Origin of the sequence: Pseudomonas kielensis, from assembly GCF_014236655.1 — a bacterium.
Classification (GTDB): Bacteria; Pseudomonadota; Gammaproteobacteria; order Pseudomonadales; family Pseudomonadaceae; genus Aquipseudomonas; species Aquipseudomonas kielensis.
Genome location: NZ_JACMYG010000011.1, coordinates 53,429 through 78,748, shown reverse-complemented (window position 1 = coordinate 78,748; position 25,320 = coordinate 53,429). Strand labels below are relative to the sequence as shown.

The 25,320-nt window shown below is 62.2% G+C and carries 27 protein-coding genes; 15 read left to right on the top strand and 12 right to left on the bottom strand.

All coding sequences use genetic code 11. The annotated features are described in order from the left end of the window. Positions 1 to 19 precede the first annotated feature (19 nt). The 11 genes from ccmA to H7995_RS13230 all read left to right on the top strand — a co-directional run bounded on the left by ccmA (position 20) and on the right by H7995_RS13230 (position 7,856). Positions 20 to 601, top strand: a complete 582-nt coding sequence (gene ccmA / locus H7995_RS13280; RefSeq protein ID WP_232534587.1) for a cytochrome c biogenesis heme-transporting ATPase CcmA — start codon at positions 20 to 22, stop codon at positions 599 to 601. Next, a complete protein-coding gene (gene ccmB, locus H7995_RS13275; protein WP_166590888.1) occupies positions 598 to 1,266 on the top strand; it encodes a heme exporter protein CcmB in 669 nt (222 codons plus the stop codon). The genes ccmA and ccmB overlap by 4 nt, the downstream gene beginning before the upstream one ends. A 77-nt stretch (positions 1,267 to 1,343) precedes the next feature. Beyond that, the gene (locus tag H7995_RS13270; protein WP_166590887.1) at positions 1,344 to 2,099 is read left to right on the top strand and encodes a heme ABC transporter permease; all 756 of its coding nucleotides are present in this window, start codon (positions 1,344 to 1,346) and stop codon (positions 2,097 to 2,099) included. Further along, positions 2,096 to 2,272: a heme exporter protein CcmD gene (ccmD, locus tag H7995_RS13265; protein WP_166590886.1), complete on the top strand. Its 177-nt coding sequence runs from the start codon at positions 2,096 to 2,098 to the stop codon at positions 2,270 to 2,272. The genes H7995_RS13270 and ccmD overlap by 4 nt, the downstream gene beginning before the upstream one ends. Continuing rightward, on the top strand, positions 2,269 to 2,724 hold the full coding sequence (gene ccmE, locus H7995_RS13260) for a cytochrome c maturation protein CcmE (protein ID WP_159994420.1): 456 nt from the start codon (positions 2,269 to 2,271) through the stop codon (positions 2,722 to 2,724). The genes ccmD and ccmE overlap by 4 nt, the downstream gene beginning before the upstream one ends. A gap of 3 nt (positions 2,725 to 2,727) precedes the next feature. Further along, a complete protein-coding gene (locus H7995_RS13255; protein ID WP_166590885.1) occupies positions 2,728 to 4,716 on the top strand; it encodes a heme lyase CcmF/NrfE family subunit in 1,989 nt (662 codons plus the stop codon). Continuing rightward, positions 4,713 to 5,249 (top strand): DsbE family thiol:disulfide interchange protein, encoded by a 537-nt coding sequence (locus H7995_RS13250; protein WP_185818466.1) that lies wholly within the window; start codon positions 4,713 to 4,715, stop codon positions 5,247 to 5,249. Before H7995_RS13255 ends, H7995_RS13250 begins: the two co-directional genes overlap by 4 nt. Then, on the top strand, positions 5,246 to 5,719 hold the full coding sequence (locus tag H7995_RS13245; RefSeq protein WP_182343905.1) for a cytochrome c-type biogenesis protein: 474 nt from the start codon (positions 5,246 to 5,248) through the stop codon (positions 5,717 to 5,719). The genes H7995_RS13250 and H7995_RS13245 overlap by 4 nt, the downstream gene beginning before the upstream one ends. Then, the gene (gene ccmI / locus H7995_RS13240) at positions 5,712 to 6,920 is read left to right on the top strand and encodes a c-type cytochrome biogenesis protein CcmI (RefSeq protein ID WP_182343907.1); all 1,209 of its coding nucleotides are present in this window, start codon (positions 5,712 to 5,714) and stop codon (positions 6,918 to 6,920) included. The genes H7995_RS13245 and ccmI overlap by 8 nt, the downstream gene beginning before the upstream one ends. A 15-nt stretch (positions 6,921 to 6,935) precedes the next feature. Continuing rightward, complete coding sequence (locus tag H7995_RS13235) at positions 6,936 to 7,346, top strand: hypothetical protein (RefSeq protein ID WP_166590882.1); 411 nt, start codon at positions 6,936 to 6,938, stop codon at positions 7,344 to 7,346. A gap of 111 nt (positions 7,347 to 7,457) precedes the next feature. Then, positions 7,458 to 7,856, top strand: a complete 399-nt coding sequence (locus H7995_RS13230; protein ID WP_185818465.1) for a RidA family protein — start codon at positions 7,458 to 7,460, stop codon at positions 7,854 to 7,856. A 57-nt stretch (positions 7,857 to 7,913) separates the two neighbouring features. Here H7995_RS13230 and H7995_RS13225 read toward each other — a convergent pair whose 3' ends face one another. The 8 genes from H7995_RS13225 to gcl form a co-directional block, all read right to left on the bottom strand. Beyond that, on the bottom strand, positions 7,914 to 8,912 hold the full coding sequence (locus tag H7995_RS13225) for a sulfate ABC transporter substrate-binding protein (RefSeq protein ID WP_166590880.1): 999 nt from the start codon (positions 8,910 to 8,912) through the stop codon (positions 7,914 to 7,916). A 92-nt stretch (positions 8,913 to 9,004) separates the two neighbouring features. Continuing rightward, positions 9,005 to 9,829, bottom strand: a complete 825-nt coding sequence (locus tag H7995_RS13220) for an ion transporter (protein ID WP_182343911.1) — start codon at positions 9,827 to 9,829, stop codon at positions 9,005 to 9,007. Positions 9,830 to 9,850: 21 nt separating this feature from the next. Beyond that, a complete protein-coding gene (locus H7995_RS13215) occupies positions 9,851 to 10,765 on the bottom strand; it encodes an urea transporter (RefSeq protein WP_185818464.1) in 915 nt (304 codons plus the stop codon). Positions 10,766 to 10,928: 163 nt separating this feature from the next. After that, the gene (gene pyk / locus H7995_RS13210; RefSeq protein WP_166590877.1) at positions 10,929 to 12,344 is read right to left on the bottom strand and encodes a pyruvate kinase; all 1,416 of its coding nucleotides are present in this window, start codon (positions 12,342 to 12,344) and stop codon (positions 10,929 to 10,931) included. After that, positions 12,334 to 13,614, bottom strand: a complete 1,281-nt coding sequence (locus tag H7995_RS13205) for a glycerate kinase type-2 family protein (RefSeq protein ID WP_166590876.1) — start codon at positions 13,612 to 13,614, stop codon at positions 12,334 to 12,336. Before H7995_RS13205 ends, pyk begins: the two co-directional genes overlap by 11 nt. A 173-nt stretch (positions 13,615 to 13,787) precedes the next feature. After that, the gene (locus tag H7995_RS13200) at positions 13,788 to 14,678 is read right to left on the bottom strand and encodes a 2-hydroxy-3-oxopropionate reductase (protein WP_166590875.1); all 891 of its coding nucleotides are present in this window, start codon (positions 14,676 to 14,678) and stop codon (positions 13,788 to 13,790) included. Between the two features lie 172 nt (positions 14,679 to 14,850). Further along, on the bottom strand, positions 14,851 to 15,633 hold the full coding sequence (gene hyi / locus H7995_RS13195) for a hydroxypyruvate isomerase (protein WP_182343913.1): 783 nt from the start codon (positions 15,631 to 15,633) through the stop codon (positions 14,851 to 14,853). A gap of 67 nt (positions 15,634 to 15,700) precedes the next feature. Continuing rightward, positions 15,701 to 17,476, bottom strand: coding sequence for a glyoxylate carboligase (gene gcl / locus H7995_RS13190; RefSeq protein ID WP_166590873.1), 1,776 nt, complete (start codon positions 17,474 to 17,476; stop codon positions 15,701 to 15,703). A gap of 268 nt (positions 17,477 to 17,744) precedes the next feature. Here gcl and H7995_RS13185 point away from each other — a divergent pair, with 268 nt between their 5' ends. Both H7995_RS13185 and H7995_RS13180 read left to right on the top strand, forming a co-directional pair. Beyond that, positions 17,745 to 18,185, top strand: coding sequence for a GlcG/HbpS family heme-binding protein (locus H7995_RS13185; protein WP_166590872.1), 441 nt, complete (start codon positions 17,745 to 17,747; stop codon positions 18,183 to 18,185). Positions 18,186 to 18,396: 211 nt separating this feature from the next. Next, the gene (locus tag H7995_RS13180) at positions 18,397 to 18,855 is read left to right on the top strand and encodes an REP-associated tyrosine transposase (protein WP_166590871.1); all 459 of its coding nucleotides are present in this window, start codon (positions 18,397 to 18,399) and stop codon (positions 18,853 to 18,855) included. Positions 18,856 to 18,979: 124 nt separating this feature from the next. Here H7995_RS13180 and H7995_RS13175 read toward each other — a convergent pair whose 3' ends face one another. Beyond that, complete coding sequence (locus tag H7995_RS13175) at positions 18,980 to 19,588, bottom strand: TetR/AcrR family transcriptional regulator (RefSeq protein WP_166590870.1); 609 nt, start codon at positions 19,586 to 19,588, stop codon at positions 18,980 to 18,982. A 133-nt stretch (positions 19,589 to 19,721) separates the two neighbouring features. Between H7995_RS13175 and H7995_RS13170 the strand changes: the two genes are divergently transcribed. Next, positions 19,722 to 20,636, top strand: coding sequence for a DUF808 domain-containing protein (locus H7995_RS13170; RefSeq protein ID WP_166590869.1), 915 nt, complete (start codon positions 19,722 to 19,724; stop codon positions 20,634 to 20,636). Positions 20,637 to 20,735: 99 nt separating this feature from the next. Here H7995_RS13170 and H7995_RS13165 read toward each other — a convergent pair whose 3' ends face one another. Together H7995_RS13165 and H7995_RS13160 are read right to left on the bottom strand one after the other, a co-directional pair. Beyond that, the gene (locus H7995_RS13165; RefSeq protein WP_166590868.1) at positions 20,736 to 21,524 is read right to left on the bottom strand and encodes an MlaA family lipoprotein; all 789 of its coding nucleotides are present in this window, start codon (positions 21,522 to 21,524) and stop codon (positions 20,736 to 20,738) included. Beyond that, positions 21,517 to 22,815 (bottom strand): serine/threonine protein kinase, encoded by a 1,299-nt coding sequence (locus tag H7995_RS13160; protein WP_166590867.1) that lies wholly within the window; start codon positions 22,813 to 22,815, stop codon positions 21,517 to 21,519. Before H7995_RS13160 ends, H7995_RS13165 begins: the two co-directional genes overlap by 8 nt. A 223-nt stretch (positions 22,816 to 23,038) precedes the next feature. On the opposite strand from H7995_RS13160, the gene H7995_RS13155 reads away from it, so the two are divergent. Next, positions 23,039 to 23,407 carry a hypothetical protein gene (locus tag H7995_RS13155; RefSeq protein WP_166590866.1) on the top strand — a complete coding sequence of 123 codons (369 nt, stop codon included), beginning with the start codon at positions 23,039 to 23,041 and terminating at the stop codon, positions 23,405 to 23,407. A 47-nt stretch (positions 23,408 to 23,454) separates the two neighbouring features. Here the strand turns inward: H7995_RS13155 and H7995_RS13150 are convergent, their stop codons facing one another. Next, positions 23,455 to 25,050, bottom strand: coding sequence for a glycoside hydrolase family 17 protein (locus tag H7995_RS13150; RefSeq protein WP_185818463.1), 1,596 nt, complete (start codon positions 25,048 to 25,050; stop codon positions 23,455 to 23,457). Positions 25,051 to 25,320: the final 270 nt, after the last annotated feature.

Below are 25,320 nucleotides of genomic sequence, written 5' to 3'. Positions count from 1 at the left end.
CTGTGAGCGAGACTGGCGGATGCTCTTCGAAAACCTCGGATTGCGTCTGGATCGCGGTGACATGCTGCAGATCAGCGGCCCCAACGGCAGCGGCAAGACCAGTCTGCTGCGCCTGCTGGCCGGGCTGATGCAGCCGACCAGCGGCCAGGTGTTGCTCAATGGCGAGCCGCTGCACAGCCAGCGCACGGAGCTGGCCCACAACGTGTTGTGGATCGGCCATGCCGCCGGCATCAAGGACCTGCTGAGCGCCGAAGAGAACCTCAGTTGGCTCTGCGCCCTGCACCAGCCGGCCAGCCGCGAGGCCATCTGGCAGGCGCTGGCGGCCGTCGGGCTGCGCGGTTTTGAAGACGTGCCGTGCCATACCCTGTCCGCCGGCCAGCAACGCCGGGTCGCCCTGGCGCGGTTGTACCTCGACAGCCCGGCGCTGTGGATCCTCGACGAGCCGTTCACCGCGTTGGACAAACAAGGTGTGGCACAGCTGGAAGAGCACCTGGCCGCCCATTGTGAGCAGGGTGGCATGGTGATCCTGACCACCCACCACACCATGACCCGGATGCCGGCCGGTTACCGTGACATCGACCTGGGGCAGTGGGCCGTATGAGTGTTTTTGCGCTGTTGGTGGCCCGCGAGGCCCGTTTGTTGTGTCGCCGTCCGGCGGAGCTGGCCAACCCCTTGGTATTTTTCGCAATAGTTGTCGCATTGTTTCCATTGGCGGTGGGACCTGAGACTCAATTGTTGCAAACCTTGTCTCCAGGCCTGGTCTGGGTAGCGGCCCTTTTATCGGTTTTGCTCTCGCTGGACGGGCTTTTCCGCAGTGATTTCGAGGACGGATCCCTTGAGCAGTGGGTCCTTTCGTCGCACCCCCTGGCTCTTCTGGTTTTGGCCAAGGTACTGGCACACTGGGTGTTTTCCGGCCTGGCACTGGTATTGCTTGCGCCGTTGCTGGCATTGATGCTCGGTTTGCCTGCCGCCTGTCTGCCGGTTTTGCTCTTGTCGCTGTTGCTGGGTACACCGGTGCTGAGCCTGCTCGGTGCGGTCGGCGCGGCGCTGACGGTGGGTTTGAAGCGTGGTGGCTTGCTGCTGGCGCTGTTGATTCTGCCGTTGTATATCCCGGTGTTGATCCTGGGCAGTGGCGCCTTGCAGGCGGCACTTCAGGGCATGCCGGCGACCGGGTATCTGCTGTGGCTTGGGAGCCTGACCGCCCTGGCAGTTACCCTGACACCCTTTGCAATAGCTGCTGGCCTGAAGATCAGCGTCAGCGAATAATGAGGTCTGGTCAAAAAACGACCAGTAAAGACCCTGGCTTTTCGTGTTGACGAAAAGCAACCGTGATGGAAACAGCAATGAACTGGACCTGGTTTCACAAGCTCGGCTCGCCCAAGTGGTTTTACGGCATCAGCGGCAAAATGCTGCCCTGGCTGAGTATCGCCGCCGTGTTGCTGATCGGCATTGGAGTGGTCTGGGGCCTGGCGTTCGCACCGCCGGACTACCAGCAAGGCAACAGCTTCAGGATCATCTACATTCACGTGCCGGCGGCCATGCTGGCGCAGTCGGTGTATGTGATGCTGGCGGTCTGCGGCATCGTCGGGCTGGTCTGGAAGATGAAGCTGGCCGACGTCGCCCTGCAATGCGCGGCCCCCATCGGTGCCTGGATGACCGCCGTGGCGCTGGTCACCGGGGCGATCTGGGGCAAGCCGACCTGGGGTTCGTGGTGGGTCTGGGATGCGCGACTAACGTCGATGCTGATCCTGCTGTTCCTGTACTTCGGTCTCATTGCGCTGGGCAACGCCATCAGCAATCGTGACAGCGCCGCCAAGGCGTGCGCGGTGCTGGCGATTGTCGGGGTGATCAACATCCCGATCATCAAGTATTCGGTGGAGTGGTGGAACACCCTGCACCAGGGCGCGACCTTCACCCTCACCGAAAAACCGGCCATGCCGGTGGAGATGTGGCTGCCGTTGCTGCTGACGGTGCTGGGTTTCTACTGTTTCTTCGGTGCGGTGCTGTTGCTGCGCATGCGCCTTGAAGTGCTCAAGCGCGAAGCCCGGGCCAGTTGGGTCAAAGCCGAAGTGCAAAACAGCCTGGAGGTCAGTTCATGAGTTTTGCTTCTTTGAGCGACTTCCTCGCCATGGGCCATCACGGTCTATATGTCTGGTCGGCCTATGGCATCTGCCTGGCAGTACTGGCCCTCAACGTGGTCGCGCCGATCCTGGCCCGCAAGCGTTATCTGCAACAAGAGGCGCGTCGTCTGCGCCGGGAGAACAGCAAGTGAATCCGCTGCGTAAAAAACGTCTGCTCATCATTCTCGCGATCCTGGTGGGGGTTGGCGCTGCTGTCGGCCTGGCCTTGAGTGCCTTGCAGCAAAACATCAACCTGTTCTACACCCCGACCCAGATCGCCAATGGCGAAGCGCCGCAAGACACGCGCATCCGCGCCGGTGGCATGGTCGAGGCCGGTTCCCTGAAACGCTCCGGCGATTCGCTGGACGTGAGATTCGTCGTCACCGACTTCAATAAATCCGTGACCATCACCTACCGCGGCATCCTCCCGGACCTGTTCCGCGAAGGGCAGGGCATCGTCGCCCTGGGCAAGTTGAATGCCGAGGGCGTGGTGGTGGCTGACGAAGTGCTGGCCAAGCACGACGAGAAGTACATGCCGCCGGAAGTGACCAAGGCGCTCAAAGACAGTGGTCAATCCGCCCCGACACCCGTGAAGGAGGGTTGATCCATGACATCCGGCATCTTTATTCCCGAGTTGGGCCACCTGGCGATGATCCTCGCCCTGTGTTTTGCCGTCGTCCAGGCCATCGTGCCGTTGCTCGGCGCCTGGCGCGGTGACCGCATGTGGATGGGCCTGGCCCAGCCAGCCGCCTGGGGGCAGTTCGCCTTCCTGGCGTTCTCCTTCGGCTGCCTGACCTATGCCTTCATGGTCGACGATTTCTCCGTCGCCTATGTGGCCAACAACTCCAACACGGCCTTGCCGTGGTACTACAAGTTCAGCGCCGTGTGGGGCGCCCACGAAGGTTCGCTGCTGCTGTGGGCGATGATTCTTGGCGGCTGGACCTTCGCCGTGTCGGTGTTCTCGCGGCAATTGCCGCAGGTCATGCTGGCGCGGGTGCTGTCGGTGATGGGCATGATCAGCATCGGCTTCCTGCTGTTCCTGATCCTCACCTCGAACCCGTTCGAGCGCATCTTGCCGCAGATGCCTACCGATGGCGCCGACCTTAACCCGTTGCTGCAGGACATCGGCCTGATCGTCCACCCGCCGATGCTGTACATGGGCTACGTCGGCTTCTCGGTGGCGTTCGCCTTCGCCATCGCCGCCTTGATGGGCGGTCGCCTGGATGCTGCATGGGCCCGTTGGTCACGTCCGTGGACCATCGTCGCCTGGGCATTCCTGGGCATCGGTATCACCCTGGGTTCGTGGTGGGCCTACTACGAACTCGGCTGGGGCGGCTGGTGGTTCTGGGACCCGGTGGAAAACGCCTCGTTCATGCCTTGGTTGGTCGGCACGGCGCTGATTCACTCCCTGGCCGTGACCGAAAAACGTGGCGTGTTCAAAAGCTGGACCGTACTGCTGGCCATCGCGGCCTTCTCCCTGAGCCTGTTGGGGACCTTCCTCGTGCGTTCCGGGGTCCTGACGTCGGTCCACGCCTTTGCCTCGGACCCTGAGCGTGGCGTGTTCATCCTGATCTTCCTGCTGTTTGTGGTGGGTGGCTCTCTGACCCTGTTCGCTCTGCGCGCGCCGGTGGTCAAGAGTCATGTGGGCTTCAACCTGTGGTCGCGCGAAACCCTGCTGCTGGGCAACAACCTGGTGCTGGTGGTAGCGGCCTCGATGATCCTGCTCGGTACCCTGTATCCGCTGATCCTGGACGCCATGACCGGCGCCAAGCTGTCGGTCGGTCCGCCGTACTTCAACGCCTTGTTCATTCCGTTGATGGCGTTGTTGATGGTGGTGATGGCCGTCGGCGTATTGGTGCGCTGGAAGGACACCCCGGTGAAGTGGCTGGTGGGCATGCTCACTCCGGTCTTGCTGGGCAGCGCTGCGCTGGCAGTGGTGGCCGGTATCGCCTATGGCGACTTCAACTGGGCCGTGCTGGCAACCTTCATGCTCGCCGCCTGGGTGCTGTTGGCCGGGGTCCGCGACATCCTCGACAAGACCCGCCACAAAGGCCTGATCAAGGGCCTGCCGACCCTGACCCGCAGTTACTGGGGCATGCAGGTCGCGCACCTGGGGATCGCCATATGCGCCTTGGGCGTGGTCCTTTCCAGCCAGAACAGCGCCGAGCGCGACCTGCGCCTGGAGCCGGGCGAGTCGATGGAACTGGCCGGCTATCACTTTGTGTTCGAGGGGGCCAAGCATTACGAAGGGCCGAACTTCACCTCCGACAAGGGCACCGTGCGGGTGATCCGCAACGGCAAGGAAGTCAGCGTGCTGCACCCGGAAAAACGCCTGTACACCGTGCAGAACTCGGTGATGACCGAGGCCGGGATCGACGCCGGTTTCACCCGTGACATCTACGTCGCCCTGGGCGAGCCATTGGGCGAAGGCGCCTGGGCCGTGCGGGTGCACGTCAAGCCATTCGTGCGCTGGATCTGGTTCGGTGGCCTGCTGACCGGCTTCGGCGGGTTGCTGGCGGCGATGGACCGGCGTTATCGGGTCAAGGTGAAGAGCCGGGTGCGTGAAGCGCTGGGCATGTCGGGAGCGACTGCATGAGACGTTGGTTGATGGTGTTGCCACTGGCGCTCTTTCTGGTGGTGGCGGTGTTTCTGTACCGCGGGTTGTACCTCAATCCGTCCGAGTTGCCGTCGGCGATGATCGGCAAGCCGTTCCCGGAGTTCAGCCTGGTCAACGTGCAGGGTGACAAGACCCTGACCCGCGCCGATCTGCTGGGCAAGCCGGCGCTGGTCAACGTCTGGGGCACCTGGTGCATTTCCTGCCGGGTCGAGCACCCGGTGTTGAACAAGCTGGCCGAGCAGGGCGTGGTGATCTACGGGGTGAACTACAAGGACGTCAATGCCGATGCCTTGAAGTGGCTGGCCGAGTTCCATAATCCGTACCTGCTGGACATCCGTGACGAGGAGGGCACCCTGGGCCTGAACCTGGGCGTCTACGGTGCGCCGGAAACCTTCTTTATCGACGCCAAGGGCATCATCCGCGACAAGTACGTGGGGGTGATCGACGAGGTGGTCTGGCGTGAACAACTGGCGGCCAAGTATCAGGCGCTGGTGGATGAGGCCAAGCCATGAAGCGCTGGTTTGCCGCTGTGGTCCTGGGCTTGAGTCTGGCCGGCGTGGCGCACGCCGCCATCGACACCTACGAGTTCGCCAAGGACGGGGATCGCGAGCGTTTTCGCGAACTGACCAAGGAACTGCGTTGCCCCAAGTGCCAGAATCAGGACATTGCCGACTCCAATGCGCCGATTGCCGCTGACCTGCGCAAAGAGATTTTCCGCATGCTCGGCGAGGGCAAGGACAATCAGCAGATCATCGACTTCATGGTCGACCGCTATGGCGACTTCGTCCGCTACAAGCCCGCCCTGACCAGCAAGACCGCGCTGTTGTGGTTTGGCCCGGCCGGGCTGTTGCTTGGTGGCGTGGTGGTGATTGCCCTGATCGTCCGTCGTCGTCGCGTTGAACGCGCGGCTGGCAAGGACACGCTTTCTGCCGAGGAGCGCGAGCGCCTCGACCAACTGCTGGACAAAAACACTGATGATTGATTTCTGGCTTGCCGCAGGTCTGCTGCTACTGGTTGCCCTGAGTTTTCTGTTGATCCCGGTTCTGCGTGGCCGTCGCGCCCAACGTGAAGAGGATCGTACCGCGCTGAACGTGGCGCTTTATCAAGAGCGGGTGGCCGAGTTGCAGGCGCAGCAGGTCGAAGGTGTGCTCGATGCCACACAAATGACCGCCGGGCGTGACGAAGCCGCCCGTGAACTGCTGGCCGACACCGAGGGTGCCGACGTTGGCCGGGTGTCCCGTCTGGGCAAGCCGCTGCCACTGCTGGCGGCGATCCTGGTGCCGGTGCTGGGCCTGGGCCTGTACCTGCATTTTGGTGCCAGCGACAAGGTTGAGCTGACCCGCGAGTTCGCCCAGGCGCCGCAGTCGATGGAAGAAATGACCCTGCGCCTGGAGCGTGCCGTGGCGGCACAACCGGACTCTGCCGAGGGCCTGTACTTCCTGGGTCGTACCTACATGGCCCAGGACCGTCCGGCCGACGCCGCGAAGATCTTCGAGCGGACCGTGGCCCTGGCGGGTCGCCAGCCCGAACTGCTGGGTCAATGGGCCCAGGCCCAGTACTTTGCCGACAACAAGAAATGGTCGGACAAGGTCCAGGCGCTGACCGACGAAGCACTCAAGGCCGATCCAAAGGAAGTCACCAGCCTGGGCCTGCTGGGTATCGCCGCCTTCGAAAGCGAGCGCTACCAGGACGCTATCGACTACTGGAACCGCCTGTTGGCCCAGCTGCCGACCGAGGACGCTTCCCGCGCTGCGCTGCAAGGCGGCATTCAGCGCGCCACGGAAAAACTCCAGGAAAGCGGCGCGACTGTCGCCAAGGCGCCAGCCGTCGTGAGCAAGCCGGTGGCCCTGCTCAAGGTGTCGGTTGACCTGTCGGCCGAGGTCAAGGCCAAGGTCCTGCCAGGCGACAGCGTGTTCATTTTCGCCCGTGCCGTTTCCGGCCCGCCGGCCCCCCTGGCAGCCAAGCGCTTGACCGTTGCCGACCTGCCGGTGACCGTGGAACTGGGTGACGCGGATGCAATGATGCCGCAGTTGAAACTGTCGAACTTCCCTGAAGTCCAACTGGTTGCACGGGTATCCCGTGCCGGTCAGCCGACTGCGGGCGAGTGGGTCGGGCGCAGCCAGCCAATGGCCAGCAGCACCACCGCGCCGCAATCGTTGACCATCGACAGCCCGGACCAATAATCAGGAAACGCCGCTATGACCGTACTCGCTCGAATTACCCTGCTCAGCCTGGTTCTAGGGTTAAGCGCCTGTACGGTCCAGCAGCCCACTCCGGACACCAGCCCGCTACCGCCGATCCCGCCGTCGGGCCCGACCACCAAGCCCAAGCCTTCGACGGCACCCGGCAAGCCGGTGACGCCGAGCAAACCGGCCAAACCCCTGCCGCGGACCTCCGCCAGCTTCGCCCCACCCCCAGGCGGCAACAGCCACTGGGACGCGAAACTGGGGGTCTACGTCCTCGACGACCAGAGCAACGTCTTCTACCGCCAGCGCACCTACTACCGCTGGAACAACGGCTGGAGCCGCAGCATCAGCCCGCAAGGGCCGTGGGAAGAGACCGATATCCACGGTGTGCCTTCGGGGTTGGGCAGGCAGTTCGGGCAGTAAAAACACCAGCGCCTTGGGCTTGATCGGTGAGTTTCCGAATGTTGCAGCCACTGGAACCCTGATGCCGGTTGATTTAGATTTTCCGGTCATTCCAGGGAGTCAGGAGTCTTCATGCACAAGTCGGTGTTAAATCCCTCCAGTGTTTTCAACTCGCTGCAGTACGGATTCAGCCAGGCGGTTGAGGTCAGTGGTGGGCGTCGTTTGCTGTTGTCCGGTCAGGTCGGTGTCGATGAGCATGAGCGCACGGTAGCGCCTGGCTTGCGCGAGCAGACCGACAAGGCGTTCGACAATATCGAGGCGATTCTGCGCGAGGCGGGCGGGGATCTCTCCCACGTGGTGGTGATGCGGATTTACATTGCCGAGGCCGCGCGCGATGAGCAAGAGCAGGTCACCCAGGTGTTGCTGGAGCGCTTCCCGGCCAATCCACCAGCGTCTTCGTGGCTGATTGTCAGTGGGCTTTCCTTGCCGCAGTGGCTGATCGAAGTGGAAGTGGAAGCGATGTTGCCCTAGAACGGGCAGCGACAAAAAAGGCGACCCGCAGGTCGCCTTTGTTCGTTTCAGCGCCGCTTACTGGCCGCTGTAGATCTTGTCGAAAATCCCGCCGTCGTTGAAGTGGGTCTTCTGCACGGTGCGCCAGTCACCGAAGGTTTTTTCCACCGACAGGAAATCGACTTTCGGGAAGCGGTCGGTGTACTTGGCCAGCACGGCCGGGTCACGTGGGCGCAGGTAGTTGGCGGCTGCGATTTCCTGACCTTCCGGGGACCACAGGTACTTCAGGTATTCCTCGGCCGCGGCACGGCTGCCTTTCCTGTCGACGACTTTGTCGACCACGCTGACCGGTGGCTCGGCTTCGGCGGAGACGCTTGGGTAGATCACCTCGAACTGGTCGCGACCGAATTCGCGGGCAATCATTTCTGCTTCGTTCTCGAAGGTCACCAGCACGTCGCCGATCTGGTTGGTCATGAAGGTGGTGGTGGCCGCACGGCCGCCGGTGTCGAGCACAGGGGCTTGTTTGAACAGTTTGCCAACGAAGTCCTTGGCCTTGTTCTCATCGCCGCCGTTCTTCAGCACGTAGCCCCAGGCAGACAGGTAGGTGTAGCGGCCGTTACCCGAGGTTTTCGGGTTGGGCACAATCACCTGGACGCCGTCCTTGAGCAGGTCGGGCCAGTCTTTCAGGGCCTTGGGGTTGCCCTTGCGGACGATGAACACGGTGGCCGAGGTGAACGGTGCGCTGTTGTTCGGCAGGCGGGTGACCCAGTTGTCCGGGATCAGTTTGCCGTTGTCGGCCAGGGCATTGATATCGGTGGCCATGTTCATGGTAATGACGTCAGCCGGCAGGCCGTCGATTACTGAACGTGCCTGTTTGCTGGAACCGCCGAAAGACATCTGCAGGGTGATGGTTTCGTTGTGCTCGGCTTGCCAGTGTTTCTGGAAGGCAGTGTTGTAGTCCTTGTAGAAATCGCGCATCACGTCGTAGGAAACGTTAAGCAGGGTCGGTGCGGCTTGAGCCACGCTAGCGAGGGTCAGGCCTGCGGCCAGGAGTGAGGCGCCAAAGATCTTTTTCACTGCACATTCCTTTTGTTCGAGAGAGTGAAGGCATTTTGCCGTCGACTATAGCCGGGCCTCTATAGCTCTTTAAAGATTAAAAAGTACTTTGCTTATTCGATTTTCTTAAATAGCGCATTGCCGCAGCGTGAGCAGAATGCTGCGCCGTGCTCATGGCCGTTTTTCTTGCACACCGGGCAGTCGTGTTGCAGCTGCTCACCGCGCATGGCGTTGGCCAGTTCCGCGGTGAAGATGCCCGTCGGCACCGCGATGATCGAGTAACCGGTGATCATCACCAGCGATGAAACCACCTGGCCCAGGGGGGTCTTGGGCACGATGTCGCCGAAGCCCACGGTGGTCAGGGTGACGATCGCCCAGTAAATGCCCTTGGGAATGCTGGTGAAGCCGTTCTGCGGGCCTTCGATCACGTACATCAGGGTGCCGAACACCGTCACCAGGGTGCACACGCTGACCAGGAACACCACGATCTTCTGCTTGCTGCCGCGCAGCGCCGACATCAGGTAGTTGGCTTGCTTGAGGTAGGGGCTGAGCTTGAGCACGCGAAAGATGCGCAGCATACGGATGATGCGGATGATCAGCAGGTATTGGGCGTCGCTGTAGTACAGGGCGAGTATTCCCGGCACGATCGCCAGCAGGTCGACCAATCCATAGAAGCTGAAGGCATAGCGCAACGGCTTGGGCGAGCAGTACAGGCGCAACCCGTATTCGATGGCGAAGATGAAGGTGAAACCCCACTCGATGTAGGCCAGCACGTCGGCATAGTCGCGGTGAATGCTGTTGATGCTGTCGAGCATCACGATCACCAGGCTGGCGAGGATGATCAACAGCAGGATGCCATCGAAGCGCCGTCCGGCCTGGGTGTCGCTCTGGAATACGATGACGTGAAGTTCTTCACGCCAGTTTTTGCTGCTGTCCATGGAAAACGCCTGAATCAATGATCAGCGCAGCCTAGGTTGATTCTCCTCCAGAGTGCAAGGTGTATGGCTGACAGTGGCCTTCACGAACATTTGCACGGTGCTGCGTACCAGCCAGCAGGCGAGAATGAACGGTGCGGTCAGCGTGGGCAGGCCGATGGCGGCAAACAGCGGCGTCAGCAACAGTGCCAGGGTGATGCCTACCAGCGGCAGCCACGGTTGCTGGCGTTGCGCGCTGAGGGCGAGGGCGGCGAGCACGGCGTTGTAGCCACCGAGGCCGAGCAATGCGCTGTAGAAGTCGTGATGCAGCATGCTCCAGCCCATGCCCGCGACCGAGGCCAGCAACGCCCAGCAGAAGGCGCGGCGGTCGGCGATCAGCAGTCCGCCGGCAATCATCGCACCGGCCAGCGGATGCCCCAGGAACATGACCTGGCCGATACCTTTGAGGGGCGCGGCGAGCATGTTCAGTGTGCTGACTTCGATCAAATGCGCGGTTGTCGGGGGCGTGGCGAAACACAACAGCGGCCAGCTCAGCACGACGAAGGGGGTGGTGTAGGCCGGCAGGTATTGGCTGACCCGCGCGCGTTTGAGCCACTGTTGCGTGATCATTGCGCTCAGGCCGCCGGCGGCCAGGATCAGCGGTGGCAGCAGCGCCGACCAGGGGAAATACAGGCTCAGCAGCAAGCCGAGCAGGACGCCGTTGTAGCTGAAAAGCCCAGCCTGGCGATCGGCCTTGGCATAGTTGCGGCGTTGCGCGGTGAGCAGCCCCGCGACACCGCCCAGCAGCGCGCCGCCCAGCAAGGCAGGCGCGGTAAACAAGATGGCACACAGGCACAGCAGGCCGCACAGCGGGTTACGCTGGAGGAAGATCTGGCTGAAGCCGTTGAGCAGGGCAGTCGCCCAGTCGGGGCAGTGGGTGTTGAAGTGGTTGGCAGGCATGGCAGTTCTGAAAGGGCAAAGGGAGCGAGTCGGTCGAGCGCGACCCCGGCTGATCGCCAGCAGGCTGGCTGCCACACTGAATCTCTGTTCAGTCGGGATTGTGTGATCAACACAGAACCCCTGTGGGAGCGAGCCGGCTCGCGATGAGGCCGGTATGGGCGCTCTAGATCAACGTCTCGATGCGCAACGAGTTAGTCGATCCCGGCTGGCCGAAAGGCACACCGGCGGTGATCAGCAAGGTGTCGCCGCGCTGGGCCATGCCTTGGGCCTGGGCAATTTCCAGGGCGGTAGAGCAGACCTCGTCGACCTGGCGCAAGCGGTCGTTGACCACCGAGTGCACGCCCCAGGCCACGCTCAGGCGTCGCGCAGTCGAGAGGTTCGGGGTCAGGTTGAGGATCGGCACCGCCGGTCGCTCCCGCGCCGCACGCAAGCTCGAGCTGCCTGACTCGCTGTAGTTGACCAGGACCGCCACCGGCAGGATGTTGCTGATGCGGCGGATTGCACAACTGATGGCGTCGGAGGTGGTGGCTTCGGCTTTCGGTCGGCTGACGTCGAGTTGCGCCTGATAGTCCGGGCCGCTTTCGACCTGGCGGATGATCTTGCTCATCATCTGCACGGCTTCGAGCGGGTATTCACCGGAGGCGGTTTCCGCCGACAGCATCACCGCGTCGGTGCCTTCGGCCACGGCGGTGGCGACATCGGTGACCTCGGCGCGGGTCGGTGCCGGGGAGAAGCGCATGGACTCGAGCATCTGGGTCGCCACTACCACCGGCTTGCCCAGTTGGCGGCAGGTGCTGATGATGTCTTTCTGGATCTGCGGCACGCTTTCGGCCGGCACTTCCACCCCCAAGTCGCCCCGGGCCACCATGATCGCGTCACTCAGCTCGGCGATTTCGCGCAGTTGCTCGACTGCCGAAGGCTTCTCGATTTTCGCCATCAGGAACGCCTTGTCGCCGATCAGGGCGCGGGCTTCGCGGATGTCCTCGGGACGCTGGACAAACGACAGGGCCACCCAGTCCACCCCCAGTTCCAGGCCGAAGCTCAGGTCACGGCGGTCCTTGGCGGTCAGCGGACTGAGATCGAGCACCGCTTGCGGCACGTTGACGCCTTTGCGATCCGACAGCTCGCCGCCATTGAGCACCGTGGTGTCGATGGCGTCGGCATATTTGCTGACTACCCGCAGGCGCAGCTTGCCGTCGTCCAGCAGCAGGTCCATGCCCGGTTCCAGCGCCGCGATGATTTCGGGGTGGGGCAGGTTGACCCGGCGTGCGTCGCCCGGCGTGGGGTCGAGGTCCAGGCGCAGGGCCTGGCCGCGCACCAGTTGCACCTTGCCTTCGGCGAACTTGCCGACCCGCAGCTTCGGCCCTTGCAGGTCCATCAGAATCCCCAGCGGGTAATTGAGCTGGCGCTCGACTTCGCGGATCCACTGGTAGCGCTGGGCGTGATCGGCATGATCGCCGTGGCTGAAGTTCAGGCGAAAGATGTTGACCCCGGCCTGCACCAGTTCGCGGATGTCTTCGATGCCGTCGGTGGCAGGCCCCAGGGTGGCGAGGATTTTGACCTTTTTGTCAGGCGTCATGTTTTGGGCTCTCGAGGATCAGGATGGCGCGGAAGTCGTTGACGTTGGTGCGCGTCGGTTCGGTGACGATCAGGGCGTCGAGCGCTGCGAAGTAACCGTAGCCATTGTTGTTGTCCAGCTCGTCGCTGGCGCTCAGGCCCAGGGCGGTGGCGCGGGCGTAGCTGTCCGGGGTCATCAGGGCGCCGGCGTTGTCTTCGGAGCCGTCGATGCCGTCGGTATCACCGGCCAGCGCGTAGACGCCTGGCAGGCCCTTGAGGCTGTCGGTCAGGCTCAGCAGGAACTCGGCGTTGCGTCCGCCACGGCCATTGCCGCGCACGGTCACGGTGGTTTCGCCACCGGACAGGATCACGCAGGGCGCGGCCAGCGGCTGGCCATGCAGCACCACTTGGCGGGCGATGCCGGCGTGGACCTTTGCCACCTCGCGGGATTCGCCTTCCAGGTCCCCCAGGATCAGTGGGCTGAAACCGGCCTGGCGGGCTTTCACTGCCGCGGCTTCCAGGGATTGCTGGGGACGGGCGATCAGTTGGAAATGGCTGCGGGCCAAGCTCGGATCACCGGGTTTTACCGTTTCCGATTCGGGGCTTTGCAGCCAGTTGCGCACCGAAGCCGGAACTTCGATGGCGTACCGCTTGAGAATGTCCAGGGCCTGGCCCGACGTGCTCGGGTCGGCCACGGTCGGGCCGGAGGCGATCACGGTGGCGAGGTCGCCCGGCACATCGGAAATGGCATAGGTGTACACCGTGGCCGGCCAGCAGGCTTTGCCCAGGCGGCCGCCCTTGATGGCGGAGAGGTGCTTGCGCACGCAGTTCATCTCGCCGATGGTCGCGCCGGACTTGAGCAGGGCCTTGTTGATCGCCTGCTTGTCGGCCAGGGTGATGCCGGCTGCGGGCAAGGCCAGCAAGGCCGAGCCGCCACCGGAGAGCAGGAAGATCACTCGGTCGTCTTCATTGAGGTTGCTGACCAGTTCGAGTACGCGCTTGGCCACGGCCAGGCCGGCGGCGTCGGGTACCGGGTGGGCGGCTTCGACCACTTCGATTTTTTCGCAGGGTGCGCCGTGACCGTAGCGGGTGACGACCAGCCCGGACACTTCACCCTGCCAGCAGCGTTCGACCACCTGGGCCATGGCGGCCGCGGCCTTGCCGGCGCCGATGACGATGACCCGACCGCTGCGGTCTTTGGGTAGATGGGCTTCGAGGACCTGTTGCGGATGGGCCGCGTCGATGGCGGTGGCGAACAGGTCGCGCAGGAATTGTTGCGGATCGACCGACATGGCGGGCTCCCGGAATTCTTGTTATTGGGATAGAGCGAACACTTGCGGGCAGCTCGGGCTCTTGTGGGAGCTGGCTTGCCTGCGATTCAGACGACGCGATTTATCAGGTACACCGCGGCGATTCCATCGCGGGCAAGCCCGCTCCCACAGGGAGAGCGGGTGGCCCCAAAGATTTACTTATCGCGAATCGAGAAATTCGCCATGTGCTCCAGGCCCTTGATCAGCGCCGAGTGGTCCCAGTTGCTGCCACCGATGGCCGCGCAGGTGCTGAACACTTGCTGGGTATTGGCGGTGTTGGGCAGGTTGATGTTCAGTTCCTTGGCGCCTTGCAGGGCCAGGTTCAGGTCCTTCTGGTGCAGGCTGATGCGGAAGCCAGGATCGAAGGTGCCCTTGATCATGCGCTCGCCGTGGACTTCCAGGATCTTCGAGGAGGCAAAGCCGCCCATCAGTGCTTCACGCACCTTGGCCGGGTCGGCGCCGTTTTTCGAGGCGAACAGCAGGGCTTCGGCCACCGCCTGGATGTTCAGCGCCACGATGATCTGGTTCGCTACCTTGGCGGTTTGACCGTCGCCATTGCCACCCACCAGGGTGATGTTCTTGCCCATGGCCTGGAACAGCGCCAGGGCGCGTTCGAAGGCATCGGCATCGCCGCCGACCATGATGCTCAGGGTTGCCGCCTTGGCGCCCACTTCACCGCCGGACACCGGGGCGTCGAGGTACTGCGCGCCTTTTTCGTTGATCCGGGCGGCGAAGGCTTTGGTCGCGGTTGGCGAGATCGAGCTCATGTCGATCACGACCTTGCCTTTGCCAACGCCGGCGGCAACGCCATCGGCGCGGAACAGCACGTCCTCGACCTGGGGGGTATCGGGGACCATGACGATGATGAATTCGGCTTCCTGGGCGACTTCCTTCGGGTTCGCCAGGGCGACGGCGCCAGCGGCGATCAGATCGGCAGGGGCAGCGTCGTGGTGTTGCGAAAGGAACAGGCTGTGCCCGGCTTTCTGCAGGTTTGCCGCCATTGGGTGGCCCATGATGCCGGTGCCGATAAATCCGATTTTAGCCATGAGAAGATCCTCTTGTTTTTATTGCTGCTTCAAGCAAATGGGCAACTGCTGCTTTTAGGTGGGAGCGAACTGGCTCGCGATAGCGGTGTGCCAGGCAGCATCGATGTGCGATGAGCCGGCGTCATCGCGAGCAAGCCGCAAGCGGGCACTCGCTCCTACATGGGGGGCAGCGTTAGATTGCGTTGTGGGTTTTCAGCCAACCCAGGCCTGCTTCAGTGGTGGTCAGCGGCTTGTATTCACAGCCAACCCAACCCTGGTAGCCGATGCGGTCCAGGTGTTCGAACAGGAAGCGGTAGTTGATCTCGCCGGTGCCCGGCTCGTTGCGGCCCGGGTTGTCGGCCAGCTGGATGTGGTTGATCTCGCCCAGGTGCGCCGCCATGGTGCGGGCCAGGTCGCCCTCCATGATTTGCATGTGGTAGATGTCGTATTGCAGGAACAGGTTGGCACTGCCCACTTGTTCGCGAATCGACAGCGCCTGCGCGGTGTTGTTCAGGTAGAAACCCGGGATGTCGCGGGTGTTGATGGCTTCCATCACCAGCTTGAGGCCGGCTGCTTGCAGCTTGTCGGCGGCGAACTTGAGGTTGGCGACGAAGGTTGCTTGCACCGTGGCATCGTCGACGCCTTGTGGGCGAATGCCGGCCAGGCAGTTGACCTGAGTGTTGCCCAGCACTTTGGCGTAGGCGATGGCCAGGTCGACACCGGCGCGGAACTCTTCCACGCGATCGGGGTGGCAGGCGATCCCGCGTTCACCCTTGGCCCAGTCACCGGCCGGCAGGTTGAACAGTACTTGGGTCAGGCCGTGGGCCTCCAGCTGGGCCTTGATTTCGGCGGAGCTGAAGTCGTACGGGAACAGGTATTCGACGCCACTGAAACCGGCCTTGGCGGCCGCTTCGAAGCGGGCAAGAAAATCCTGTTCGGTGAACAGCATGGACAGGTTGGCTGCAAAACGCGGCATGGTGGACTCCTGTAAATCTCTGGTGAGCGTTCCCGGATCCCGCAGGATGCGAGAACGCTCCTACAAATTAATCGAGCATCGAAATCGCGGTTGGCGCGTCGTTGCCGACCAGCGCCAGGTCTTCGAATTCGTTGACCGCGTTGATCTCGGTGCCCATGGATATGTTGGTCACGCGTTCCAGGATAATCTCGACGATCACCGGTACCTTGAACTCTTCGATCAGCTCCTGGGCCTTGCGCAGGGCAGGGGCGATTTCGGCCGGTTCGAAGACCCGCAGGGCCTTGCAACCCAGGCCTTCGGCAACCGCGACGTGGTCCACGCCGTAGCCGTTGAGCTCCGGTGCGTTGAGGTTGTCGAAGGACAGCTGCACGCAGTAGTCCATGTCGAAGCCGCGCTGCGCCTGACGGATCAGGCCCAGGTATGAGTTGTTCACTACCACGTGGATGTACGGCAGCTTGAACTGCGCGCCCACCGCCAGCTCTTCGATCATGAACTGGAAGTCGTAGTCGCCCGAGAGTGCCACAACCTTGCGGCTCGGGTCAGCCTTGACCACCCCCAGTGCGGCCGGAATGGTCCAGCCCAGTGGGCCGGCCTGGCCGCAGTTGATCCAGTGGCGCGGTTTGTAGACGTGCAGGAACTGCGCGCCGGCGATCTGCGACAGGCCAATGGTGCTGACGTAGCAGGTGTCTTTGCCGAACACCTGGTTCATCTCTTCGTAGACGCGCTGTGGCTTGACCGGCACGTTGTCGAAGTGAGTCTTGCGGTGCAGGCTGGCCTTGCGCTGCTGGCAGTCCTGCAGCCAGGCGCTGCGGTTTTTCAGTTTGCCGGCTGCGTGCCACTCGCGAGCAACCTCGATGAACACGGTCAGCGCGGCGGCGGCGTCGGAGACGATGCCCAGGTCCGGGGTGAACACACGGCCGATCTGGGTCGGTTCGATGTCGACGTGAATGAACTTGCGACCTTCGGTGTACACGTCGACCGAACCGGTGTGGCGGTTGGCCCAACGGTTACCGACGCCCAGCACCACGTCGGACTTGAGCAGGGTGGCGTTGCCGTAGCGGTGCGAAGTCTGCAGGCCAACCATGCCGACCATCAACGGGTGATCGTCGGGGATCGTGCCCCAGCCCATCAGGGTCGGAATGACTGGAATACCGGTCAGTTCGGCGAACTCTACCAGCAGCTCGCTGGCGTCGGCATTGATGATGCCACCACCGGCCACCAACAACGGACGTTCAGCCTGATCGAGCATGGCCAGGGCTTTTTCCACCTGCACGCGGGTCGCGCTCGGCTTGGCCAATGGCAGCGGTTGGTAGGCGTCGATGTCGAATTCGATCTCGGCCATCTGCACGTCGAACGGCAGGTCGATCAGCACTGGGCCTGGACGGCCGGAGCGCATTTCATAAAAGGCCTTCTGGAACGCGTAAGGCACCTGGCCCGGTTCCATGACGGTGGTCGACCACTTGGTCACCGGCTTGACGATGGTGGTGATGTCGACAGCCTGGAAGTCTTCCTTGTGCATACGGGCGCGGGGTGCTTGCCCGGTGATGCACAGGATCGGGATCGAGTCGGCCGAGGCGCTGTAGAGCCCGGTGACCATGTCGGTGCCGGCAGGGCCGGACGTACCGATGCACACGCCGATGTTGCCGGCCTTGGTGCGGGTGTAGCCCTCGGCCATGTGCGAGGCGCCTTCAACGTGGCGAGCGAGGACGTGATCGATGCCGCCGACCTTTTGCAAGGCGGAGTACAGCGGGTTGATCGCGGCTCCCGGGATGCCAAAAGCGGTATCAACCCCTTCACGGCGCATCACCAGAACGGCGGCTTCGATTGCTCTCATTTTGCTCATGGTTTTGTGCCTCTTTACGTTTTGTAATTGTATACAAGTGGCTTTGCGCAGAGTGTATTCACGGCGGATGGCGCAGGTCAATCCATTTTCTCAAGCGCTCGTTTCATTCGGCAAAAGCCCATAAACACTGTGGCGTTTCGTCGCACGAGGCGCATTTCGAAAATTATTGTATACAAAAAAATACTTCATTGTGTTCTATTTGTTGTATCGGACTGCGGCACCCACCCGCGTCCCACGGCTTTGTGAAAAACAAAATGAGGACGGCACCATGAGCGCTATAACCTTGAAAGTCGCAGTCAACCTGGCCAGTCAGGCCATCGCCGCGGGACGTGCCATTGCGGCAGCGCCCCTGACCATCGCGGTACTGGATGCCGGTGGGCATCTGATCACCCTGCAACGTGAAGACGGCGCCAGCCTGCTGCGCCCGCAGATCGCCATCGGCAAGGCCTGGGGAGCGATCGCACTGGGCAAGGGCTCGCGCCTGTTGGCGCTGGACGCCCAGCAACGTCCCGCCTTCATCGCCGCGCTCAATAGCCTGGGGCAGGGCAGTGTGGTGCCGGCGCCGGGCGGGGTGCTGATTCGCGATCAGCAGGGCACTGTGCTGGGCGCCGTGGGGATCAGTGGGGATCTGTCGGATATCGACGAGCAATGCGCGATCAATGCCATCGAGGCGCTGGGGTTGCGGGCGGATGCGGGGGTAGCGGCTTGATCTGCGGCGGCTGATCTAATGCCATCGCGGGCAAGCCCGCTCCCACAATGATCGAAGGTGCCCACATATTTTATGTACACCATCAGACCCTGTGGGAGCGGGCTTGCCCGCGATGGCTATCGACGGGACACATCCAGCTAAAGGTCCGCATGATCATCCAGCGCTTCCGGGGCTAGCCTTCTCATGACTTCATCATGAGAGTGGCAAAGGAATGCCGGATTCACCTGCTTCACATCGTCTACGCACGGGTCGCTATGCCGAACCCAATCGAATCTATTTACTGACCACCAATACGCTTGGCCGAGAACCGGTTTTCGCCGATTACGCTTTGGGCAGATTGGTAGTGCATCAATTTCGGAAGGCGCAAAGCCTGGGATTGGCAAACTCATTGGCTTGGGTTGTCATGCCTGACCATTTCCACTGGTTGGTGGAATTGGAGAAATGCTCACTCAGTAGTCTGATGCGGCAAACCAAATCACTGACTACGCGGGAGGTGAACCTTTCCACAGCCAGGCACGGACCACTCTGGCAGCAGGGCTATCACGATCGAGCACTGAGGCGAGATGAGGATCTGGTGAAGATGGCGCGGTATGTTGTTGCCAACCCGTTGCGCGCTGGGCTTGTAAAGCGTCTTGGCGACTATCCTTTGTGGGATGCGATTTGGGTCTGATCCACTCCCAGTTGCCGCCATCGCGGGCAAGCCCGCTCCCACAGGGATATGTGTGGCTCACAGAATATGAATTCTACAGGGAAACCTGTGGGAGCTGGCTTGCTCGCGAAGGCCGCGCAGCGATCTACCTGTCCGGCTCGCAGCCCTTGAGCACCAGGCGGATGATGGTCTGTGCGGCGGCTTCGTAGTCGTTTTCGTCGAGCTTGGCCTTGCCGGTGACGGCGGAGATCTGCCAGTCGAAGTCGGCGTAGGTCTGGGTTGCGGCCCAGATGCTGAACATCAGGTGGTTGGGGTCGATCGGGGCGATCTGGCCGCGGTCGATCCAGGTCTGGATGCATTCGATATTGTGCTTGGCCTGGCCGTTGAGCTGTTCGACCAGGTCGGCGCTCAGGTGCGGTGCGCCGTGCATGATCTCGCTGGCAAACACCTTGGAGGCAAACGGCAGGTCGCGGGAGATGCGGATCTTGGAGCGGATGTAGCCGCTGAGCACTTCGCTGGGTACGCCATCGGCGTTGAATGGCGTCGAGGCCTGCAGGATCGGCTCGATGATGCTTTCCAGGACCTCGCGGTAGAGGTTTTCCTTGGACTTGAAGTAGTAGTAGACGTTGGGCTTGGGCAAGCCCGCCTTGGCCGCGATGTCACTGGTTTTGGTCGCAGCGAAGCCTTTGTCGGCAAACTCCTCACTGGCGGCACGCAGGATCAGTTCTTTATTGCGCTCGCGGATAGTGCTCATAAACCAAGGTGTTCCTTGCCGGTACTGGCGGTGGCGCATGGTAGCACCGGCCTTGCGCAGCGCTCAAGAATGCCCATTGGCCCGATGGCAGGCTATGCTGCGCAACATCCATTTCCCAAGGAAACCCTGAGCCATGGCAGGAAGTAGTTTGCTGGTGCTGATCGACGATATCGCAGCCGTGCTCGATGACGTCGCGCTGATGACCAAGATGGCCGCGAAAAAGACCGCGGGCGTGCTGGGCGACGACCTGGCGCTCAATGCCCAGCAGGTCTCCGGCGTGCGGGCCGAGCGGGAAATTCCGGTGGTCTGGGCGGTGGCCAAGGGTTCGTTCATCAATAAGTTGATCCTGGTGCCCTCGGCGCTGGCCATCAGTGCGTTCGTGCCCTGGCTGGTAACGCCGCTGTTGATGCTTGGCGGTGCCTACCTGTGTTTCGAGGGCTTTGAAAAGCTGGCGCACAAGTTTCTCCACAGCCCGGCGCAGGATCGGGCCGAGCATGCGCAGTTGGTCGAGGCGGTCGCGGACCCGGCGGTCGACCTGGTGGCGTTCGAGAAGGACAAGATCAAGGGCGCCGTGCGCACCGACTTCATTCTCTCGGCGGAAATCATCGCCATCACCCTGGGCACCGTGGCGGATGCACCGCTGACCCAGCAGGTGATCGTGCTGTCGGGCATTGCCATTGTCATGACCATTGGGGTCTATGGCCTGGTGGCGGGTATCGTCAAGCTCGACGACCTCGGCCTGTGGCTGACCCAGAAGCCTTCGCAGATTGCCAAGGGCATTGGCGGTGCGATCCTGCGGGCCGCGCCCTACATGATGAAAAGCCTGTCGGTGATCGGCACTGCCGCGATGTTCCTGGTCGGTGGCGGGATCCTGACTCACGGCGTACCGGCCGTGCATCACTGGATCGAAGGCGTTAGCCAGAGCATTGGCGGCTGGTCGTGGGTCGTACCGAGCCTGCTCAATGCGGTGGCCGGAATTGTCGCGGGAGCGGTGGTGTTGGCGGGGGTGATGCTGGTGAGCAAGATCTGGCGTTCGGTCAAAGGCTGACGATCGCGGTTTTCGCTGGACAGCCCCAAGCGGGCGCCAGTTCCCACAAAAAAGGCCATTCGATCTGCATCGAATGGCCTTTTTTTATCACCGTAATAGTTATTCGGCGATCTGCAGCTTGCGTGCTTCGGTGTACACGTAGCGGACCTTTTCATACTCGAACGGCGAGTTCATCTGACCGTAGCGGAAGTTGGTCTGGTAGCGTTTGTCGACGCCGCGCAGGACCCAGATTTCCGGGTGGTTCTCGCTGACTTTCGAGACGTTGAGGAAGTTGACCGCCGACTCTGCGCTGTAGTCCACCACCAGCCCGCCGGTGTCGCGCAGGTTGGAAGGACCGAGGATCGGCAACATGAAGTAGGCGCCACCGGGAACACCGTAGAAGCCCAGGGTCTGGCCGAAGTCTTCGCTCTGGCGCGGCAGGCCCATGGCGGTTGCCGGGTCCCACAGGCCGGCGATGCCGATGGTGGTGTTGAGCAGCAGGCGGCCGGTGGTTTCCAGTGAGCGCTGGCCCTTGAGTTGCAGCAGGCTGTTCATCAGGTTGGGCACGTCACCCAGGTTGTTGAAGAAGTTGCTGACGCCGGTGCGCAGGAAGCTTGGGGTGATGTAGCGGTAGCCGTCGACCACGGGCAGGAATACCCACTGATCGAAGCGGTAGTTGAAGTGGTAGACCCGACGGTTCCACGACTCCAGCGGGTCATAGACGTTCAGCGCACTGAGGGTCGAGCGCTCGAATTCGCGCTGGTCCAGCCCCGGGTTGAACTTGAGTTTGGTCAATGGCTCGGTAAAGCCGTCCGGGTCGACCACTGTGGGCTCGTTGGCCTTGCTGTTGTCGGCATTGGCATAGCCTGCGCACAGCAACGCGGCGAGAAGCAGGAGAGATTTAGCCACGGAAAAACTCCAGCATGGCGTCGGCGTTGACGCGGTAGTTGAGGTTGCCGCAATGGCCGCCGTGAGGGTAGACCGTCAGGCGGTCACCAAAAGTCTTGCGCAGGAAACCGAGGTCGCCTGGGCCGAGGATCACGTCGTCGGCGTTGTGCATGACAGCGATTTTCGGGCTGGCTTGCAGGTAGTCCTTGAGCGCGTAGAGGCTGACCTGGTCGATCAGTTGCAGCAGGCTGCCACCGTCGGTGCGGGCGCGCCACATCGGAATCACCTGCTCGGTGAGGTAGCAGTCGAAGTCGCATTGCAGTGCACGCTTGAGGAATGGCGTGAGGCTGGTGCCTTCGGTGATCGGGTACTTGGGCGGAGTGATCAGGCCGCGACGGTTGACCAGGTCCGAGGTGTAGGCGATGTCGGCCGCGGAGAAGCGGAACGAGGTGCCGATCAGCATGGCCATCTGTTCGTTGGTCAGGTGCTGTTTGGATTGCTGGAAGTCGTAGAGCAGGGCGTCGTTGAGGTCGATGTAGCCTTTCTGCTGGAAGTAGCGGGTCAACTTGTTGAGCACCAGTTCATAGAAGGTGGTGCTGTTGCTGATGCCCTTGACCTCGGTTTGCACCAACTTGTCCAGGTTGGTGATGGAGGTGTAGAGGTTGACCGGCGGATTGAGCAGCAGGACTTTCTTGAAGTTGAAGCTGCGCCGGGTTTCGTCCAGGTGGGCCACGAAGGCCGCGTCCAGGGCGCCCAGGCTGTAGCCGGTGAGGTAGTAGTCGGTCACCGGCAGTTTCGGGTTCTGCGCACGCACCGCTTGCATCACGCGGTACAGGTCTTCGGCGTCTTCCTTGGATATGCCTGGGGTGGCGAAGCGCGACGCTGCACTGATGAAGTCGAAGCTGGTGGGCGAGGACAGTTGGACGACGTGGTAGCCGGCCTTGTAGTACAGGCGCTTGAGGTATTGGTTGTGGCTGCTGTCGTAGCGGGCGCCAGTGCCGGCGATCAGAAAGATCAGCGGTGCTGCGTGATCCTGGGTGGCCATGCGATAGGTGAGCTTCTTCACGGCCCAGAAGTTGTCCGGCAGTTCGAACTGACGTTCCGGGCGCAGGGTCAGGCTGTGATCCGATTGGTTGATGTCTTCGTCCAGGGGCAGCTCTGGCCTCAGGTCCGGAGGCGTCGTGGCAATAGTCGCTTCAAACGGGTTGGTAAGCGGGTAGCCATAACTGGTGGCATCGATATCTGCCCCCAGTGCGGACGCACTCAAGATAAGGCCGCCGAAAACGGCAGCAAAGCGCAAGGAACGGAGCATGACTAAATCCCTTAGAGGAAGGTGCCTAATGAAGTTCGCAGGCTATGACCACAGGTTATGCGCCAAAGTGCCATGAATCGGCACCAAACAGGCCTTATGGTGGGTAATAGTAGCTGGACGATACACTTTGCCGGTAATTGATGACCAGTTATCTGTTGATCTTCCTTGCGTCGTTTCGCGGGGGGATTAAGCTGAGCGCCGTTTTTGCCTATCGGAGTGTTTCATGTCCAGCCGTTTCCCCGTGATTTTACTGCTCATCGTCCTGCCGTTGTGGCTGGCCGCCAGTTATGGCGCGCGTTATGGCTTCATGGAGGATGCCCAGTGGGTGGGGATTTGCGTCGACGAGGCGAACCGCTGGCAATGCCAGTTGCGTGCAAACCTGGGGCTGCTGATTCACTTCAAGGTCATGGGCTGGGGGGCATTGGCGGCGGCTGTGCTGGGGTTTGTGCTGCCGGGGCGTGCGGGTTGGTGGCTAGCGGTGTTGGCGCTGGTGTTCGGCTTTCCCGCACTGGCGTTGTACAACACCGGCCTGGCGGTGTTTGCGGTGGTGATTGCGGGGCTGCGGTTGGTCAGGGCGCCGCGTGGCGCCTGACAGGCCTGATCGCGAGCAGGCTCGCTGCGCTGCTCGCGATGATGCCCTTAGCTGTGGCGCACCCTCAGGCTGCGCCACAGTGCAGCCACCAGCAGTCCGCTGACCAGCGCCCAGCCCCAGGCCTGCTGGTTGAATAAGCCTTCACGGTACAGCTGCGGGGCGATGCCGGCACCGATGATGAACGCCAGCAGGGCGATTTCGCGGCGCGGTGCGCTCACTGGGCGAATCAGGTAGACCAGCGCCGGCAACAGCAGGGCGGCGCTGGGGAAACTGCGATAGCGGGGTTCGAACACCAGCCCCAGCATCATGACCGCGCCTGCAAAGCCGGCCGCGGCCAGCAACCAGCCGGCACGTCGTTGCAGTGCATCAAACGCGCGCTCGCGCCAACCGGTACGGGCGCTCAGGCTCAGCGCTGCGTGGGCCAGGACCAGCAGGTTCAGCGCCATCAGCAACGCGGCCCACAGCCATTCATCGAGCGAGCGGCTGGTGACCCGCGCCAGTTCCCCCCAGGTACCGATAGAGCAGGCCGCGACGGCGCCCAGCAGCGGCAGCACCAAGGCGGCGCGGGTGCTGCGTACGCGACCACCCGGCAGCAACGCACCGAGGAAAACCAGCCCGCCTACGGCCAGCCATTGAGGCCAGAGTGGCAGGTTGCTGACCGGGCCGGCGAGGATGTTCTTGTCCTGGCGATCGGCATCGAACAGGCCCCAATAACCGCCCACCGCGCCTTCGCTGCCGCGTTTCCACGGCTGGTCGAAGGCTTCGATCAGGTTGTAGTGCCAGCCTTCCTGTTCGGCCATGGCGACAAAACCACGAATGAATCGCGCTTCGTTGACCCGGCTGGGCAGGGCGGTTTCACGCTGGCGGCCTTCGCTGGGCCAGCCGGTTTCGCCAATCATCACGTCCTTGGGAGCGAAGCGGTTGCCGAACACCTGGCGCACTTGGGCAACATGCTGCAAGGCGGCATCGATGTTGGACGGCTCGTCTTCCCAATACGGCAGCAGGTGGATGGTCAGGAAGTCCACTTCGGGGGCGATTTGCGGGTGCTGGAGCCAGAACTCCCAGACGTCGGCGTAGGTCACTGGTTGCTTGACGCTCTGCTTGACCTGCTTGATCAGCTTGGCCAGTTGCGGGCCGGTGACTTCCTTGCGCAGCAGTGCCTCGTTACCGACGATCACCGCCGAGACGACATCCGGGTTGGCATTGGCCTCGGCAATCAACAGCTCGATTTCCTTGGCGGTGTCCACTGGGTTGCTGTTGACCCAGGCGCCGATCATCAGCTTCAGGCCATGTTTGCGCGCCAGTGCCGGCAACGCTTCAAGGCCGGTGACCGAGTAGGTGCGAATGCATTCGAAGCGGGTTGCCAGCAGGGCCAGGTCGGCGTCCATGCGCTCGGGGCGCAGGTTGAATGGCTGGTCGAACGGCGACTGGTCCTTGTCGAAGGGGGTATAGGAGGCGCACTGCAGTTTGTGCGTGGCGCTGGCGACATCCGGCAGCACCACCGGTTGGCCGAGGCCGTACCAGTAGCCGCCGAGGGCAAACAGGCCGAGCAGGCAGGCAAATGCATAAGCTAATAAAGGAAAACGCGCGGTGGCGGGCATGGTCAGACCGTCTGGGAGCAAAGCCGCGCATCTTACCTGCATTTGCCGGCGGTCTGGGTGTTGCGTGGTTTTGCCATGCAAGGTTCGGGCGGGATCGGCCGGGGTTTTACTGACGGCTGTCGTTACTGGCTTTCTGATGTCGTTTCTCGCTGCCTTGAGGTCGCTGACAGAGCAGGTCCCCTTGGGCGTGAGGTTGATGATCGAAGCATCAGTACTCCGCTGATGTTCGAACGAGTTTGCGGTGAAGCGTGATGGGGGCGCTGTGCACCATAACAATACGTTGACGCCGCTCGGCATCCGTCGGGCGCAGCA

Excerpts from the sequence above, each read along its gene's own strand:
- H7995_RS13215 (WP_185818464.1), bottom strand. The coding sequence starts at position 10,765 with ATGCCTGCCAACCACTTCAACACCCACTGCCCCGACTGGGCGACTGCC.
- H7995_RS13160 (WP_166590867.1), bottom strand. The coding sequence starts at position 22,815 with ATGCTCCGTTCCTTGCGCTTTGCTGCCGTTTTCGGCGGCCTTATCTTG.
- H7995_RS13230 (WP_185818465.1), top strand. The coding sequence starts at position 7,458 with ATGCACAAGTCGGTGTTAAATCCCTCCAGTGTTTTCAACTCGCTGCAG.
- H7995_RS13185 (WP_166590872.1), top strand. The coding sequence starts at position 17,745 with ATGAGCGCTATAACCTTGAAAGTCGCAGTCAACCTGGCCAGTCAGGCC.
- ccmB (WP_166590888.1), top strand. The coding sequence starts at position 598 with ATGAGTGTTTTTGCGCTGTTGGTGGCCCGCGAGGCCCGTTTGTTGTGT.
- ccmA (WP_232534587.1), top strand. The coding sequence starts at position 20 with ATGCTCTTCGAAAACCTCGGATTGCGTCTGGATCGCGGTGACATGCTG.
- ccmI (WP_182343907.1), top strand. The coding sequence starts at position 5,712 with ATGATTGATTTCTGGCTTGCCGCAGGTCTGCTGCTACTGGTTGCCCTG.
- H7995_RS13205 (WP_166590876.1), bottom strand. The coding sequence starts at position 13,614 with ATGTCGGTCGATCCGCAACAATTCCTGCGCGACCTGTTCGCCACCGCC.
- H7995_RS13150 (WP_185818463.1), bottom strand. The coding sequence starts at position 25,050 with ATGCAGGTAAGATGCGCGGCTTTGCTCCCAGACGGTCTGACCATGCCC.
- H7995_RS13200 (WP_166590875.1), bottom strand. The coding sequence starts at position 14,678 with ATGGCTAAAATCGGATTTATCGGCACCGGCATCATGGGCCACCCAATG.
- pyk (WP_166590877.1), bottom strand. The coding sequence starts at position 12,344 with ATGACGCCTGACAAAAAGGTCAAAATCCTCGCCACCCTGGGGCCTGCC.
- hyi (WP_182343913.1), bottom strand. The coding sequence starts at position 15,633 with ATGCCGCGTTTTGCAGCCAACCTGTCCATGCTGTTCACCGAACAGGAT.
- H7995_RS13180 (WP_166590871.1), top strand. The coding sequence starts at position 18,397 with ATGCCGGATTCACCTGCTTCACATCGTCTACGCACGGGTCGCTATGCC.
- H7995_RS13220 (WP_182343911.1), bottom strand. The coding sequence starts at position 9,829 with ATGGACAGCAGCAAAAACTGGCGTGAAGAACTTCACGTCATCGTATTC.
- H7995_RS13255 (WP_166590885.1), top strand. The coding sequence starts at position 2,728 with ATGACATCCGGCATCTTTATTCCCGAGTTGGGCCACCTGGCGATGATC.
- H7995_RS13155 (WP_166590866.1), top strand. The coding sequence starts at position 23,039 with ATGTCCAGCCGTTTCCCCGTGATTTTACTGCTCATCGTCCTGCCGTTG.
- ccmD (WP_166590886.1), top strand. The coding sequence starts at position 2,096 with ATGAGTTTTGCTTCTTTGAGCGACTTCCTCGCCATGGGCCATCACGGT.
- H7995_RS13175 (WP_166590870.1), bottom strand. The coding sequence starts at position 19,588 with ATGAGCACTATCCGCGAGCGCAATAAAGAACTGATCCTGCGTGCCGCC.
- H7995_RS13270 (WP_166590887.1), top strand. The coding sequence starts at position 1,344 with ATGAACTGGACCTGGTTTCACAAGCTCGGCTCGCCCAAGTGGTTTTAC.
- gcl (WP_166590873.1), bottom strand. The coding sequence starts at position 17,476 with ATGAGCAAAATGAGAGCAATCGAAGCCGCCGTTCTGGTGATGCGCCGT.
- H7995_RS13245 (WP_182343905.1), top strand. The coding sequence starts at position 5,246 with ATGAAGCGCTGGTTTGCCGCTGTGGTCCTGGGCTTGAGTCTGGCCGGC.
- H7995_RS13170 (WP_166590869.1), top strand. The coding sequence starts at position 19,722 with ATGGCAGGAAGTAGTTTGCTGGTGCTGATCGACGATATCGCAGCCGTG.
- H7995_RS13235 (WP_166590882.1), top strand. The coding sequence starts at position 6,936 with ATGACCGTACTCGCTCGAATTACCCTGCTCAGCCTGGTTCTAGGGTTA.
- H7995_RS13250 (WP_185818466.1), top strand. The coding sequence starts at position 4,713 with ATGAGACGTTGGTTGATGGTGTTGCCACTGGCGCTCTTTCTGGTGGTG.